General features: G+C 72.5%; 13 protein-coding genes. 5 read left to right on the top strand and 8 right to left on the bottom strand.

Going from position 1 to position 15391, the window contains the following annotated elements; genetic code table 11:
• Positions 1-46 precede the first annotated feature (46 nt).
• The 5 genes from rhaS to AB0H12_RS42755 form a co-directional block, all read right to left on the bottom strand.
• On the bottom strand, positions 47-1132 hold the full coding sequence (gene rhaS, locus AB0H12_RS42775) for a rhamnose ABC transporter substrate-binding protein (protein ID WP_499631741.1): 1086 nt from the start codon (positions 1130-1132) through the stop codon (positions 47-49).
• Positions 1133-1182: 50 nt separating this feature from the next.
• Positions 1183-2208: an ABC transporter permease gene (locus tag AB0H12_RS42770; protein WP_499631738.1), complete on the bottom strand. Its 1026-nt coding sequence runs from the start codon at positions 2206-2208 to the stop codon at positions 1183-1185.
• Positions 2198-3244, bottom strand: coding sequence for an ABC transporter permease (locus AB0H12_RS42765; protein WP_499631736.1), 1047 nt, complete (start codon positions 3242-3244; stop codon positions 2198-2200). Before AB0H12_RS42765 ends, AB0H12_RS42770 begins: the two co-directional genes overlap by 11 nt.
• On the bottom strand, positions 3241-4755 hold the full coding sequence (locus AB0H12_RS42760) for a sugar ABC transporter ATP-binding protein (RefSeq protein ID WP_499631733.1): 1515 nt from the start codon (positions 4753-4755) through the stop codon (positions 3241-3243). Before AB0H12_RS42760 ends, AB0H12_RS42765 begins: the two co-directional genes overlap by 4 nt.
• Positions 4756-5038: 283 nt before the next feature.
• Positions 5039-6049, bottom strand: a complete 1011-nt coding sequence (locus tag AB0H12_RS42755; protein WP_499631789.1) for a LacI family DNA-binding transcriptional regulator — start codon at positions 6047-6049, stop codon at positions 5039-5041.
• Between the two features lie 210 nt (positions 6050-6259).
• On the opposite strand from AB0H12_RS42755, the gene rhaI reads away from it, so the two are divergent.
• From rhaI to AB0H12_RS42735, 4 genes are all read left to right on the top strand, one after another.
• Positions 6260-7420 (top strand): L-rhamnose isomerase, encoded by a 1161-nt coding sequence (rhaI, locus tag AB0H12_RS42750; RefSeq protein ID WP_499631730.1) that lies wholly within the window; start codon positions 6260-6262, stop codon positions 7418-7420.
• Positions 7421-7476: 56 nt separating this feature from the next.
• The gene (locus AB0H12_RS42745) at positions 7477-9516 is read left to right on the top strand and encodes a bifunctional aldolase/short-chain dehydrogenase (RefSeq protein ID WP_499631727.1); all 2040 of its coding nucleotides are present in this window, start codon (positions 7477-7479) and stop codon (positions 9514-9516) included.
• A complete protein-coding gene (locus AB0H12_RS42740) occupies positions 9516-10970 on the top strand; it encodes a rhamnulokinase (protein WP_499631725.1) in 1455 nt (484 codons plus the stop codon). The genes AB0H12_RS42745 and AB0H12_RS42740 overlap by 1 nt, the downstream gene beginning before the upstream one ends.
• A 120-nt stretch (positions 10971-11090) precedes the next feature.
• Positions 11091-11753 (top strand): hypothetical protein, encoded by a 663-nt coding sequence (locus AB0H12_RS42735; protein ID WP_499631722.1) that lies wholly within the window; start codon positions 11091-11093, stop codon positions 11751-11753.
• A 57-nt stretch (positions 11754-11810) separates the two neighbouring features.
• Here AB0H12_RS42735 and AB0H12_RS42730 read toward each other — a convergent pair whose 3' ends face one another.
• Both AB0H12_RS42730 and AB0H12_RS42725 read right to left on the bottom strand, forming a co-directional pair.
• Positions 11811-12371 carry an EF-hand domain-containing protein gene (locus tag AB0H12_RS42730; RefSeq protein WP_499631719.1) on the bottom strand — a complete coding sequence of 187 codons (561 nt, stop codon included), beginning with the start codon at positions 12369-12371 and terminating at the stop codon, positions 11811-11813.
• Between the two features lie 124 nt (positions 12372-12495).
• Positions 12496-13365, bottom strand: a complete 870-nt coding sequence (locus tag AB0H12_RS42725) for a LysR family transcriptional regulator (protein ID WP_499631716.1) — start codon at positions 13363-13365, stop codon at positions 12496-12498.
• A gap of 84 nt (positions 13366-13449) precedes the next feature.
• Between AB0H12_RS42725 and AB0H12_RS42720 the strand changes: the two genes are divergently transcribed.
• A complete protein-coding gene (locus AB0H12_RS42720) occupies positions 13450-14175 on the top strand; it encodes an SDR family oxidoreductase (RefSeq protein WP_499631713.1) in 726 nt (241 codons plus the stop codon).
• Between the two features lie 29 nt (positions 14176-14204).
• On the opposite strand, the gene AB0H12_RS42715 is transcribed toward AB0H12_RS42720, so the two are convergent.
• Positions 14205-15209 (bottom strand): hypothetical protein, encoded by a 1005-nt coding sequence (locus AB0H12_RS42715; protein WP_499631710.1) that lies wholly within the window; start codon positions 15207-15209, stop codon positions 14205-14207.
• Positions 15210-15391: the final 182 nt, after the last annotated feature.

The following is a 15391-nucleotide window of genomic DNA, read 5'->3' as shown; positions in this document are numbered from 1 at the left end:
GAGATCGGCGGGGCGCGCGGACCGGAAGGCCCGCGCGCCCACGGGCTCAGAAGTCGAACTGGTCGATGTTGCCCTGGTCGAACACGGTGGGCGGGCCGAGCACGATGACGCCGTCCGGGCCGATGGTGTACTCGCCGAGCTTGCCCGCCTTGAACTTCTGCCCCTCCGCGCCGGTGATCTGGCCGGACGCGAGCGCGGCGCCGGCGTAGGCGGCGAGGTAGCCGAGGTCGGCGGGGTTCCACAGGGCGAACGCCTCGACCGTGCCGTCCTTGATGAACTCGCGCATCTGGTTGGGCGTGCCGAGGCCGGTCAGCGCGACCTTGCCCTTGTACTCCGAGCCCGACAGGTAGCGCGCCGCCGCCGCGACACCGACCGTGGTGGGCGAGACGATGCCCTTCAGGTCGGGGTAGGAGCGCAGCAGGCCCTGGGTCTCCTGGAACGACTTCTGGTCCTCGTCGTTGCCGTAGGCGACCGTGACGAGCTCGATCTTGCCGAACTCGGGCTTCTTCAGCTCCTCGCGCATCAGCTCGATCCACGCGTTCTGGTTGGTCGCGTTCGGCGTCGCCGACAGGACCGCGATCTTGCCCTCGCCGCCGATCTGCTCGGCGATCAGCTCGACCTGGTTCCGCGCGATGCCCTCGGCGGTCGCCTGGTTGACGAACACGTCCCGGCACTCGGGCTTGGTGTCCGAGTCGAAGGTGACGACCTTGGCGCCCGCCTGCCGTGCGCTGTTGAGCGCGCCGCAGATCGCGTTCGGGTCGTTGGCGGAGGTCACGATGACATCCGTCTGCTGCTGCGACAGCGTGTTGATGTAGCTGACCTGGGACGAGGCGCTGGCCTCCGAGGGGCCGACCTCCTTGTACGCGCCCTTGAACTCCTCGGTGGCGCTCTTGCCGCCGCCGTCGGCGACGGTGAAGTACGGGTTGTTGATCTGCTTGGGCAGGAAGGCCACGTCGAGCCCTTCGGCCAGCGGCGCGTCGGGGTCGGCCTGGCCGGTGGCCTGGTTGCCCGTGGGGTTGGCGTTGTCCTCGGACCCGCGGGTGGTGCCACCGCACGCGGCGCCGACCAGCGCGACCGCCACGGTGGTGGCGATCAGGCCGAGGCGCAGGGTGCGCTTGGGCTGGGTGGACATGGTTCTCCCTCTCTCGGCGGTGACTTCGTTGTCGCGAGTGGTCTGCGGGGTCATGGGGTGCGGCTTCGCCGTCGCCATCGGGCACGGGCCATGGTGGCGACGTTGGGCACCACGACCGAGGCGATGAGCAGTCCGCCGGTGACGACGTTGAGCGTGTCCGCGGCGACGTCGGCCAACTGGAGCGCGTTGCGGACGGCCCCGAGCAGCAGCACGCCCAGCAGCACGCCGAGCAACGTGCCGCGACCGCCGAAGATCGAGACACCGCCGAGCAGCACGGCGGCGACCACGGCCAGCTCCAGGCCCGCGGCGTTGTCGGCCCGCGCGCTGGCGAACCGCAGCGTCCAGTACACCCCGGCGAGGCCCGCCACCGCGCCGGAGGCGACGAACAGCCAGAACTTCGCGCGGGCGACGCGGATGCCGGCGAACGTCGCCGCCTCGGCGTTGTTGCCCATCGCGTAGAGGGACCGGCCGAACGGGGTCGCGTGCAGCACCACGCCGAACACGACCGCGAGCACGATCGTGACCACCGCGGCCCACGGCACGGCGCCGTCGGCGACGGTGCTGCTCGCCGCGTCGGTCCAGAGGAACGGGAAGTCCGCCACCGCCTGGTCACCGAGCACCACGAACGCCAGGCCCCGGTACGCGGCCAGCGTGCCGATGGTCACCGCGAGCGAGGGCAGCGCGAACCTGGTCACGAACACCGCGTTCACCGCGCCCAGCACCGCGCCGAGGCCGATCACCAGCACCACCACCAGCTCCAGTGGCAGACCCGCCACCCACAACTGGCCCATCACCGCGCTGCACAGCCCCAGCGTGCTGGCCACCGACAGGTCGATCTCGCCGGTGATGACGATCAGCGTCAACGGCAGCGCGATCAACGCGATCGCGATCACGTCCAGCAGGAGGAACTGGAGGTTCCGCCCGCTCGCGAACCCCTCGACCAGCACCCCGGCGACCACCACGACCGCGGCGAGCACCACGAGGAGCGTGCTGTCCCACCGGACCAACGCGGAACGCAGCACGCCCGCGGTCGGTTCGGCCGGCGACGCCGCGACGTCCACCGTGTCACGCGCCATGGGACGACCTCCCTCGCAAGCGGTTCGCCGTCCGGACGGCCAGCAGCCGGTCCAGTCCGATCGCGGCGAGGATGAGGCCGCCGACCACGGCCTGCTGCCAGAACGGGTTGATCCGCAGCACCGCGAGGGAGCTGCCGATGGTGGTCAGCAGCAGCGCGCCGAGGGCAGCGCCGTAGACGCTGCCGCTGCCGCCGAAGATCGCCACGCCGCCGACCACGGCCGCGGCGACGACCTGGAGCTCGATGCCCGTGCCGACGGTGGCGTCGACGGTGCCGAACCGCGCCGCGTACAGCACACCGGCGAGACCGGCGAGCGCGCCGCAGAGGACGAAGGAGGTGAAGACCCTGCGCCCGACCGGGATGCCGGACAGCCGTGCGGCGGCGGGCTCCGAGCCGATCGCGTACAGCTCGCGCCCGCTGCGGTAGGACCGCAGGTAGAAGCCGACGGCCAGCATCACGACGACGGCGATGACGGCGAGCACGGGGACGCCGAGCACGGTCCACGTGCCGAGCCCGAGGAACGAGCGCGGCATGTCGGAGGCGTTGATCTGCCGGCCCTGGGCCCACGAGTGGTCGATGCCGCGGAACGCGTAGAGCGTGCCGAGCGTGATCACCAGCGCGGGCACCCGCGCCGCGGCCACCAGCACGCCGTTGACCACACCGCACACCGCGCCCAGCCCGATGCCGATTAGGAGCGCGACCGCGGTCGGCGTGCCCGGCGCGGAGCTGAGCAGCTTGCCGGTCGCGAACGCGACCAGGCCGAGCACCGCGCCGACCGACAGGTCGATGTTGCGGGAGATGATCACCACGGTCTGCCCGACCGCGAGGACCACCAGGATCGCCGCGCCCAGCACCAGGTCGCGCAGGCTCTGCGGCGACAGGAACGCGGGGTTGTCCACCGCGGTCACGAGCACGAGCAGCCCGAGCGCCACGACGATGCCGAACTCCCGCGCCAACCACAGCTTGCGGACGAACCGGGTCCTGCCCTCGTCCGCCTTCGCCGCCGGCGCGGCGGGTGCCGTCGGCCCGGTGCTCACGCGGCGGCCTCCGTCCGGCCCGTGGCCGCGAACATGACCGATTCCTCCGTCGCCTCGGCGCGGCCCAGCTCGGCGGTGATCCGCCCCTCGTGCATGACGAGCACGCGGTCGGCCATCCCCAGCACCTCCGGCAGCTCGGACGACACCATGACCACCGCGACGCCGTCGGCCGCCAGCCGGGAGAGCAGCCGGTGGACCTCGGCCTTCGTGCCGATGTCGATGCCGCGCGTCGGCTCGTCGACGATCAGCACCTTCGGGCCGGTCGCCAGCCACTTGGCCAGCACCACCTTCTGCTGGTTGCCGCCGGACAGGGTGCCGACGGCGTCCGCCAACCGCCCGTACTTGACCTGCAACCGCTTCGTCCACTCGCGCGCCGAACGGCGTTCGCGTCCGCCGCCGAGCAGGCCGAAGCGGGCCAGCGGCTTCAGGCGGGTGAGCGTCGCGTTGCGCTCGATCGACATCTCCATGACCAGGCCCTGCTGGCGGCGGTCCTCCGGCACCAGCGCGATCCCGGCGGCCACGGCGGCGGCCGGCGTTCCGGCGGGCAGCCGCTCGCCCGCGACCCGGACCTCGCCCGCGTCGTAGCGGTCGATCCCGAACACCGCGCGCACGACCTCGCTGCGCCCGGCGCCGACCAGCCCGGCGAGGGCGACGATCTCGCCCGCCCGCACCGAGAACCCGATGTCGGAGAACACGCCCTGCCTGCTCAGCCCGCCGACTTCCAGCACGACGTCACCGGGCTCGACGTCCTCCTTGGGGAACAGCGTCGAGACGTCGCGACCGACCATCCGCCGCACGACCTGGTCGACGGTCAGGTCGGCGACCGGATCGGTGGACACCCACGTGCCGTCGCGCATCACGGTGAGCCGTTGGCACAGCGAGAACACCTCGTCGAACCGGTGCGAGATGAACAGGACCGCCGCGCCCTCCCCGCACAGGGCACGCGCCACCGCGAACAACCGCTCCACCTCGACGCCGGACAGCGCGGCGGTCGGCTCGTCCATCACGAGCACGCGCGCGTGCAGGGACAGCGCCTTGGCGATCTCGACCAGCTGCTGGTCGGCGATCGACAGGCCGCGCGCGGGGCGGTCGGGGTCGAGGCGGACGCCGAGCCGGTCGAACAGCCGCACCGCCTCGGTCCTCATCGCCGCCCGGTCGATGCGCCCGAACCGGCCCAGCGGCTGGCGGCCCATGAAGATGTTCTCCGCGACCGAGAGGTCCGGGAACAGCGTCGGCTCCTGGTAGATGACCGCGATGCCGGCCGCCTGCGCGGCGGCGGGTCCGGCCAGCCGCTGCTCCTCGCCGTCCAGCACGATCGCGCCCGTGTCGGGCTCGTGCACGCCGGCGAGCATCTTCACGATGGTCGACTTGCCCGCGCCGTTCTCCCCGACCAGCGCGTGCGCCTCACCACCGTGCAGCGGGAACGACACGTCGCGGACGGCCGCCACAGCGCCGAACGACTTGGAGACACCCCGCACCTCCAGCAGTGGAGTCGCGTGTTCTCGGCCCATCCGGCACCTCCTTCACTGAAATGTTTCAATGCGGTGCTGATGCGGGAGGCTAGGGGCAGTCCAGAGGAATCGTCAATGGCGGTGCGGCAACTCCTCAGAGAGGAGTTGTTCATCGTTGCGTCATCGCGCTCAAACGTGCAGGGGCGGCGATGGTACGTTTCAATACGATGCGCGCAATTCCCCGCGCGGCCACGCGCCACTTCTATTGTGGAAACGCTCCCGGACGCCACCGCCGGCGGACGGGGAAGACATCGGGACGGCACTCGGCGGTCCCGTCACGCGATCAGGCGACGCCGTCCAGCCGGCGCATGCTGGTGGACTCGCGCACCACCAGTTCGGGCTCGAACACCCGCTGCTGGTGCACGTGCCCCTTCGGGTGCCGCGCCTCGGCCAGCAGCATTTCCGCCGCCGTGCGGCCGAGGAGCTGGCGCGGCTGGGCGACCGAGGTCAGCGGCACCGCCGCCGCGGCGGCGAACTCGATGTCGTCGTAACCGACGATCGCCAGGTCGTGCGGCACGCGCAGGCCGAGCCGGACCGCCTGCTGGAGCAGGCCGAGCGCGAGCATGTCGTTGGCGCAGAACGCGGCGGTCGGACGCCGGGACGCGGGCAGGCCGGCCAGCCGCTCACCCGCCCGCCTGCCCTCGGCTACGTCGAGGCGTGCCGTCTCCAGCACGGTGAGCGGCTCGGCCGCGGCACGGGCGAGGGCCCGCTCGGCGCCCGTCAGGCGGTCGGCCACCTGGCCGATCGAGCGCGGACCGCCGACGAAGGCGATCCGGCGGTGCCCGGCGTCGAGCAGGTGGGACGCGGCGAGGTCGCCGCCGAGCACGTCGTCCACCGACACCGAGCAGCGGTCCGGTCCCGCGCCGCGGTCGACGACCACGACGGGCGTCCCCCGACGGGCCAGCGCGGCCAGTCGCGGGTCCTCCGCGTCGACCGGTGTGATGAGGATGCCCTCCACCCGCTGCTGTTCCAGCAGATCGAGGTACCTGGCCTGGCGGGTGGGGTCCTCACCGCCGTCGCACAGGAACATCGCGAGACCGGCGCCTTCCGCCACCTGCTGGGCGCCGGCGGCCACGTCGGTGAAGAAGGGGTTGCGGGTGTCGAGCACGACGTAGGCGAGGGTGCGGCTGGTGCCGCCGCGCAGTTGGCGCGCCGACTCGTTGCGCACGAAGCCCAGCTCGGCGATCGCGTCCTGCACCCGCTTGCGGGTGCTCTCGGCGACCAGTTCCGGGTGGTTGAGCACGTTCGACACCGTGCCAACGGCCACGCCCGCGTGCGCGGCGACATCCTTCATGCTCGGCGCGGACACCGCCCACCCTCCTTCGTGATCGACGCAAGTCCGGGATGAAACGTCCTCCGAAGCTGCGTCTCGGCGAAGCCTAGCAGGGTGACAACGGTGTGCCGGACGAGCGATTTCACCCTCGTGAGGGCCGTTGTGAAACGTTCCAAGGTCGGCTACCGTCGGCGCCACACCGGTTGACCCCGCTGCCGAGAGGAACGCGTGATGTCCCTGCAGGAGGTGCTGTCGGAACTCGACGCCTTCACCGTCGAGGTGCCGAGCTGGGCGTACGGGAACTCCGGCACCAGGTTCAAGGTGTTCACCACACCGGGCACGCCCCGCGACCCGTTCGAGAAGATCGCGGACGCCGCCCGCGTGCACGCCCTGACGGGGCTCGCGCCGCGGGTGTCGCTGCACATCCCGTGGGACCGGGTCGAGGACTTCGGCGCGCTGGCCGCCCACGCCGAGGAGCACGGTGTGCGGATCGGCGCGATCAACTCGAACCTCTTCCAGGACGACGACTACCGGCTGGGCTCGCTGACGCACTCGGACCCGCGCGTGCGGGCCAAGGCCGTCGCGCACCACCTCGACTGCGTGGAGGTGATGGCGCGGACCGGCTCGGCCGACCTGAAGCTGTGGCTGCCCGACGGCACGAACTACCCGGGGCAGGACTCGCTGCGCGCCCGGCAGGACCGGCTGGCCGAGTCGCTGACCGAGATCTACGCCGCGCTGGGGCCCGACCAGCGGCTGCTGCTGGAGTACAAGTTCTTCGAGCCGTACTTCTACGCGATGGACATCCCCGACTGGGGCACGGCGCTGCTGCACTGCCAGGCGCTCGGCGAGCGCGCGCAGGTCGTGCTCGACACGGGCCACCACGCGCCGGGCACGAACATCGAGTTCATCGTCATGCAGCTGCTGCGGGCGGGCAGACTCGGCGCGTTCGACTTCAACTCCCGCTTCTACGCCGACGACGACCTGATCGTGGGGTCGGCCGACCCGTTCCAGCTGTTCCGGATCATGGTCGAGATCGTCGCGGTCGGCGCCCACCGGCCCGAGTCCGGGGTCAACTTCATGCTCGACCAGTGCCACAACATCGAGGACAAGATCGCGGGCCAGGTCCGGTCGGTCCTCAACGTCGAGCAGGCGTTGGCCAAGGCGCTGCTCGTCGACACCGGGGCGCTCGCCGCCGCCCAGGACGCCGGTGACGTGATCGGCGCGCACGACGTGCTGATGGACGCCTTCCACACCGACGTGCGCGGGGGGCTGGCCGACCGCCGCGAGGCCAAGGGCCTCCCCCGCGACCCGATGGCCGCCTACCGCGCGTCCGGCTACGCCGCCGAGATCGCCGCCGCGCGCGTCGGCGGCACGCAGGCCGGCTGGGTCTGACCTCCCGACACCCTCGCCACCCTGGCCACCGCTCGCCCACGAGGAGCTTCCCGCAGATGACCGACAACACGACCGCCGCGGCGCTGGTCGCCCGCTCGAACCGGCTGGGCGCCGATGCGCGCAACACCAACTACGCGGGCGGCAACACCTCCGCGAAGGGCAGCGACACCGACCCGGTGACGGGTGACCCGGTCGAACTGCTGTGGGTGAAGGGCTCGGGCGGCGACCTGGGCACCCTCACCACCGCGGGCCTGGCCGTGCTGCGCCTGGACCGGCTGCGCGCGCTCGTGGACGTCTACCCCGGCGTGGACCGCGAGGACGAGATGGTCGCCGCGTTCGACTACTGCCTGCACGGCAAGGGCGGCGCCGCGCCGTCGATCGACACGGCCATGCACGGCCTGGTCGACGCGCCGCACGTGGACCACCTGCACCCCGACTCCGGCATCTCACTCGCCACCGCGGCCGACGGTGAGAAGTTGACCGAGCAGTGCTTCGGCGACCGGGTGGCGTGGGTGGACTGGCGTCGGCCCGGGTTCCAGCTCGGCCTCGACATCGCGGCGATCAAGGAGGCCAACCCGCAGGCCATCGGCTGCATCCTGGGCGGGCACGGGATCACCGCGTGGGGTAACACGTCCGAGGAGTGCGAGGCCCACTCGCTGGAGATCATCCGCACCGCGGAAGAGTTCCTCGCCGAACACGGGGTCGCGGAGCCGTTCGGCGCGGTGGTTCCGGGCAACGAGCCGCTGCCCGAGGCCGAGCGGCGGGCCAAGGCGGCGGCGATCTTCCCGACCGTGCGAGGGCTCGCGTCGACCGACCTGCCGCAGGTGGGGCACTTCACCGACTCCGACGTGGTGCTGGACTTCCTGTCCCGGGCGAAGCTCGCGCCGCTGGCCGAGCTGGGCACGTCGTGCCCGGACCACTTCCTGCGCACCAAGGTCAAGCCGCTGGTGGTCGACCTGCCCGGCACGGCGGGCGTGGACGAGATCGTCGCGCGGCTCAAGGAGCTGCACGCCGCGTACCGCGAGGACTACCGCGCCTACTACGAGCGGCACGCGGCCCCGGACTCGCCGGCGATGCGCGGTGCGGACCCGGCGATCGTGCTGGTGCCCGGCGTCGGCATGTTCTCGTTCGGCCGCACGAAGCAGACCGCGCGGGTGGCGGGCGAGTTCTACGTCAACGCGATCAACGTGATGCGCGGCGCCGAGTCGGTGTCGACCTACCGGCCGATCCCGGAGTCGGAGAAGTTCCGCATCGAGTACTGGGCCCTGGAAGAGGCCAAGCTGGCCCGGATGCCCAAGCCGAAGCCGCTGGCCACCAGGGTCGCGCTGGTGACCGGCGCGGGGTCGGGCATCGGCAAGGCCATCGCCGAGCGGTTGGCCGCCGAGGGCGCGTGCGTGGTCGTCTCGGACCTCGACGCGGAACGCGCGGCGGCGGTCGCCCATGGCATCGGCGACGCGGACGTGGCGATCGGCGTGGCCGCGGACGTGTCGGACGAGGCGGCCGTGGAGCGGGCGTTCGCCGAGGCGGTGCTCGCGTTCGGCGGTGTCGACCTGGTCGTGAACAACGCCGGTCTGTCGATCTCCAAGCCGCTGCTGGAGACGACCGTGCGCGACTGGGACCTCCAGCACGACGTGATGGCGCGCGGGTCGTTCCTGGTGTCGCGGGCCGCCGCGAAGGTGATGATCGAGCAGGGCATGGGCGGCGACGTCGTCTACATCTCCAGCAAGAACGGCGTGTTCGCCGGGCCCAACAACGTCGCCTACGGCGCGACCAAGGCCGACCAGGCGCACCAGGTGCGGCTGCTGGCCGCCGAGCTGGGGCCGCACGGCATCCGGGTCAACGGCGTCAACCCCGACGGCGTGGTACGCGGTTCGGGCATCTTCGCCGGCGGCTGGGGTGCGCAGCGGGCCGCCGTGTACGGCGTCAAGGAAGAGGAGCTGGGCGCGTACTACGCCAAGCGCACGCTGCTGGGCCGCGAGGTGCTGCCCGAGCACGTCGCCGCCGCCGTCTTCGCGCTCGCCGGCGGCGACCTGTCCCAGACCACCGGCCTGCACGTGCCGGTCGACTCCGGCGTCGCCGCCGCCTTCCTGCGCTGATGGGCGGGGGTGCGGTCCGGGTCGCGGCGGTCGACCTCGGCGCGTCGAGCGGACGCGTGATGGCCTTCGACATCGCTCCCGGCCGGGCCGCGTTCGTCGAGGCGCACCGGTTCCCCAACGGGCCGGTGCGGCTCGGCGACGCGCTGCACTGGGACGTGCTGAGCCTGTACCGGGGTGTGCTCGACGGCCTGCGGGCGGCCGGGCCGCGGCTGGACGCGGTCGGCATCGACTCGTGGGCGGTCGACTACGGCCTGCTGGACGCCACCGGCGCGTTGCTGGGCAACCCGGTCCACTACCGCGACCGGCGCACCGACGGCGTGCCCGAGGCCGTGCACGCCAGGGTGCCGGCGGCCGAGCTGTACCGGGTCACCGGGCTCCAGGTGCTGCCGTTCAACACCGTCTACCAGTTGGCGGCGGCCCGCGGCACGCCGCAACTTGGCGCGGCGGAGCGGTTGCTGCTCATCCCCGACCTGCTCGGGCACTGGCTCACCGGCGCCCGCGTCACCGAGGTCACCAACGCCTCCACCACCGGCCTGCTCGACGCGCGGACGCGCACGTGGTCGGCGGAGCTGTCGGCGCGACTGGACATCGCCGACGGGCTCCTCACGCCGCTGGTGGAGCCGGGGACCGAGGTCGGCACGCTGCACGACCACGTCCTGGCGGAGACCGGCCTGACCGGACCGGTCCCGGTGGTGGCCGTCGGGTCGCACGACACCGCGTCGGCGGTCGTCGGCGTGCCGGCCGCGACGCGGAACTTCGCCTACGTGGCCACCGGGACGTGGTCGCTGGTCGGGGTGGAGCTGGACGCGCCGGTGCTCACCGAGGCCAGTCGCGCGGCGAACTTCTCCAACGAGTTGGGCGTCGACGGCACGGTCCGCTACCTGCGCAACGTGATGGGCCTGTGGTTGTTGCAGGAGTGCCTGCGCGAGTGGGGTGATCCGGATCTGACGGGGTTGCTGAACGCGGCGGAGGCCGAGCCGGACCTGGTCGCCGTGGTCGACGCGGGCGACCCGGCGTTCATCCCGCCGGGGAACATGCCCGCCCGCATCCGGGAAGCGTGCGCGCGGACGGGACAGACGCCGCCGTCGACGCCCGCCGCGATCGTCCGCTGCGTGGTGGACAGCCTGGCGCTGGCGCACCGCCGGGCGGTCCGCCAGGCCGCCGAGCTGTCGGGACGGCAGGTCGACGTGGTGCACGTCGTGGGCGGCGGCGCGCGCAACCGCCTGCTCTGCCGACTCACCGCGGACGCCTGCGGCTTGCCGGTCGTGGCGGGACCGGTCGAGGCCGCCGCCTACGGCAACGCCCTGGTCCAGGCCCGTGCGCTGGGCGTCGTCACCGGTGGCCTGCCGGAGCTGCGGGACGTGGTGCGGTCCTCGACCGAATTGGTCCGGTACGAGCCGAGCGGTGATCCTCGGGCGTGGCGGGCCGCGGAGGAGCGCCTGGCCGGGTCCTGACCGCCGGGGGTTGGGGATCCCGTAGCCGATCGGCCCTTCCGCCGGCGGACGGCGCCCGGAACCGCGATGGTGGCGGGAAGCCGGTCCACCTCGGCACGGCTCGGTCGGAAGGGGTTCGGCATGCGTCGGGTGCCGCGCGGTATCACCTCGGTGTTGGTCCTGGTGCTCGTCTCGGTGGGGCTGGCGGCGCCGGCCGAGGCGTCGGGGCACGTGGTGTCCATCCGCCACGCGCGGAGCCTGCCCCCGGGGACGGTGGTCACCGTCGGCGGCACGGCCACCACGCCCTCGGGCGCGTTCGAGTCCAGCTTCTTCGACCGGGGCTTCGCGATCCAGGACCGCGGCGCGGGGATCTACGTGAGCGTCCCGGTGGACCTGGGCGTCACGCCGCGCGACAAGGTGCGGGTGACCGGCACGCTGCGCGACAGCTACGGGTTGCTCGTCCTCGTGCCCGCCGACCCGGCCGCGGTCCGCGTGCACGGCAGGGGTCCTTCGGTCCGTCCGGCGCCGCTGGCCACGGGCGCGGTCGGGGAGGCCACCGAAGGGCTGCTGGTGCGCGTGGCCGCCACGGTCACCCGGGCGCCGGAGTCGGACCTGCCGTACGGACACAAGTTCTTCGTGGACGACGGTTCCGGCGAGCTGACGATCTTCGTCAACACCCCGACCGGCATCGACCTCACCGGTCTCGTCGTGGGCCGGACGGTCCGCGTGACCGGTTTCAGCAGCCAGTTCGACACCCACTACGAGATCGACCCGCGATTCCCGGAGGACATCGCGGTGCGGTGACCGCGACCGGCCGGGTCGGGTCGTCCCCGAGCCCGGACCGGTCCGCCGGCGGCCGGATCACGCCACGGGACGGCCCATCCACCAGTTGCCCGGCGCATCCGGGTCGGAGCTGGACCAGAACTCGACGCACGCGCGCGTGAACTCCTCGGCGGTGAGGTAGCCGTCGCCGTCCGAGTCGAGGTGCTCGAACGCCTCGGCGGCTTCGGCTTCGGTCAGGCCGGGGAAGTGCCCGCGCTGGAACACGAGGTACTCGGCTGGGCTCACCCGGCCGTCGACGTCGGTGTCGGCGATGGCCAGGAACGCCTCGGCGACCGCGCCGACGCCGGCCCGCGCGGCGTCCGGGTCGTCGGCGAGGGAGCCGGTGGAGGCGAGGAATTGCTCGCGCGAGATGGCCGTGCCGCCGCCCGGGATGTACGGCAGGTGCAGGTCGTGCCAGATCCGCAGGTAGGCGTCGACGATGCGCTGCTCCTGCGGCGAGTCGGGCGCGTGCCCGAGGGCTTCGGCGGCCCTTCTGCCCATCAGGACGTGGTCCTGCTCGGTGAGCAGCCCGTCGCCGTCGACGTCCAGGTGGGTGAAGCCGTGGTTGATCTTCGCCTTGAGCATGTCGTTGACCGGCACGAAACCTCCGTACGGACGTGATCGGTTGACCGGGACGGCACACAGGATGGTGCCGTCGGGAGTGGCCGGACAACGCCCGAACGGGTCTCCGGGCGACTCGATCGGGTGGTGCGGCGACGACCTCTCAGCCCGCGGGCGCGGCGCCGCGCAACCCGGCCGCCGAGCGCACGAGCGAGGCGATCGCCGGTGAGCGGCTGCCCGCCGGCCAGGCGATCACCGTGGTGACCTCCGGCGCGTCCACGACGGGCACCGCGACGTGGTCGGGCCACTGCCAGGCGCGGCTGGAGGCGGGGATGACGAGCAGCGCCTTGCCGAGCGCCACGAGCTGGGCGAGCTGCGACTGGGTGCGCACCTCCGGTCCGGGACCGTCCGGGTAGGACCCGTCGAGCCGGGGCCAGCGCGCGATCGGCAGGTCCGGCACGTCGCGGACGTCCGCCAGCGTGAGTGAACCGCGCGACGCGAGCGGGTGCCCGGCGGGGAGGAGCGCGATCTGGCCCTCGACGTGGAGGTCTTCGGTGTCGAACCCGACGAGGTCGTCGAACGGGCGGTGCATGAGCGCCACGTCGGCGCTCCCGTCGCGCAGCAGCCCCGCCTGCTCGCCGACCTCGCACAGGAGGACGTCGACCGGTGCCGCACCCGGTTCGCGGGCGAGCGCGTCGAGGAGCCGGTGCAGCAGCTCGTGGGACGCCCCGGCCTTCGTCACCAGGACCAACGGCCGCTTCGGATCGCCTGCTCGCCGCGTCCGACGCGCGGCGGCCGCGACCGCGTCGAGGGCCGCTCGGGACTCGCGGAGCATCACCCTGCCGGCGTCGGTGAGCGCCGCTCCACGGCGGTCCCGGTCGAGGAGCCGGACGCCGAGCCGCTGCTCCAGCCGGCGGATCGCGCGCGACAGCGGCGGCTGCGCGATCCCGAGCCGATCGGCGGCACGTCCGAAGTGCAGTTCCTCGGCGACGGCGACGAAGTACCTGAGTTCGCGGGTCTCGAGGTCGTGCACGGGCGAAGCCTACCCGCGTGATACCCGGCGAGTATCAGGGCCTACCGGATCGATCTTGGACACGGGACGGGTGACGCGCCGAGCATGGGACGGGTGAACGACACGAAGATCGCGCTGGTCACCGGCGCGAACAAGGGAATCGGTCTCGCCATCGCACAGGGCCTCGGGGCGATCGGCTTCACGGTCGCGGTGGGCGCGCGTGACGAGACCAGGCGCGATGAGGCCGTCGAGCGGCTGCGTGCCGCCGGCGTCGACGCGTTCGGGGTCGCCCTCGACGTCACCTCCGACGACAGCGTCGCGACGGCGGCGGCGACCATCGAGCGGACGGCGGGACGGCTCGACGTGCTCGTCAACAACGCCGGCATCGCCGGCCGATTCGACCGCGGCGCGCAGGACCCCACGACGCTCGAGCTGGACGTCCTCCGCACCGTCCTGGACACGAACGTGTTCGGGGTGGTCCGGGTGACGAACGCGATGCTCCCGCTGCTGCACCGCGCGGGCTCGCCCCGCATCGTCAACATGTCGAGCAACATGGGCTCGCTCACGCTGCGGACCGGCCCGGTCATGGCCGCGTACGCGCCGTCGAAGTCGATGCTCAACAGCGTCACGGCCCAGTACGCCCGCCGGCTCGCCGACACGAACGTCATCGTGAACGCCGCCTGCCCCGGCTACGTCGCGACCGACTTCACCGGCTTCAGCGGGACGCGGACGCCCGAGCAGGGCGCCGCGATCGCGATCCGGCTCGCCACCCTGCCGGACGACGGTCCGCGCGGCGGCTTCTTCGACGACGAGGGCGCCATCCCCTGGTGACCGCACGGCGCGGATCGCCCGGGTGGTCGTCAGTTCCGGTCGCTGATCGCGTCCACGACGGTTCGCACCAGCTCGACGTCCGCCGGCCGCAGCGCGGCGACCTCGCCGGCGTAGGACGCGTTCATGATCACGACCTGGTCGCCGACGTTGACCCGGGCGTCCAGCGCGTTGGCCTCGGTCACCATCACCCGGGCGCCGTCGGCGAGGTCGGCGTGGGTGATCTGGTCCGGCGGGACGGCCGCCTTCGCCGCCCGCCCCGCGTCGGCGAGCAGGCTGACTTCGAGCTTCCCGCCGCCGCCGCTGAAGTGGCAGGTCATGCCGCCGCCCTCGGACACCACCGACCGGGCCATCACCAGCTTGGCGCCGACGACCTCGGCGGCGGGCTCCAGATCGACGTCCGCGCACCGGCCCTCCGGCGCCCCGTCGGGGATCGTCACCTTGTCGGGCAACCGTTCGAGGGCTTTCACGAGGATCACCGCGGCGGCCGCCCCATCGGCCTTGGGCATCGCGCCGCGGCCGTCCGTGTAGGTGTAGAACAGGTGCAGTCCGCGGTTCCCGGAGAGCGTCCGGACCTCGATGTAGTGGGTCGAGGTGCCGTTCGCCTTGTAGGCGACCGCTTCGGCGCGGTCGCCCAGCTTCGGGATCGTCTGCACGTTGCGGAAGTTCTTCGCGAACGGCGCGAAGAACCGCTCGGCATCCGTGTCGGCCACCGTGCCGATCTCCAGGCCGAGCATGCCCGGCACGTTCTCCGGGAAGTACGCGCACCCGGCACGGCGACTGCCGTCGGACTGGGTCATCGCCGAACGGCCGGTGACGTGCATGGCGTTCACGCCGATCGCCTTGGCGACCTCGGCCGGTTCGACCAGGCCGCACTCGTCGAACCCGGCGTTGCGGTCCTGCCCGGCGGCAACCGTCGGCTCGGAACCGGACCGCGACTCGGGAACCGCCGCACCCGTGACCGCTTGACCGCAGCCCGCCGCGATGAACAGCACCGCGACCCCGAACGCGGCACGCAGGCGAATCCCCGGCGTCATGCTCACCCCTCGGTTGAATGTGAAATGGCGGCGCCACGCCCGCTGCCCCTCAACAGCGAGTACGCGCGCCGCCACCGTTGCCGATCAGGCTAGTGCGTTGACCACATACGTTCACCGGGTTGGAGACACGCCGGACAAGATCCCCGACGCCGGTTCGTGGTGATCCCATGCTCGGTGGTGAC

It is taken from the genome of Actinosynnema sp. NPDC023794 (assembly GCF_040639675.1).
Lineage (GTDB): Bacteria > Actinomycetota > Actinomycetes > Mycobacteriales > Pseudonocardiaceae > Actinosynnema > Actinosynnema luteola.
This window is presented reverse-complemented; position numbering and strand designations above follow the sequence as displayed.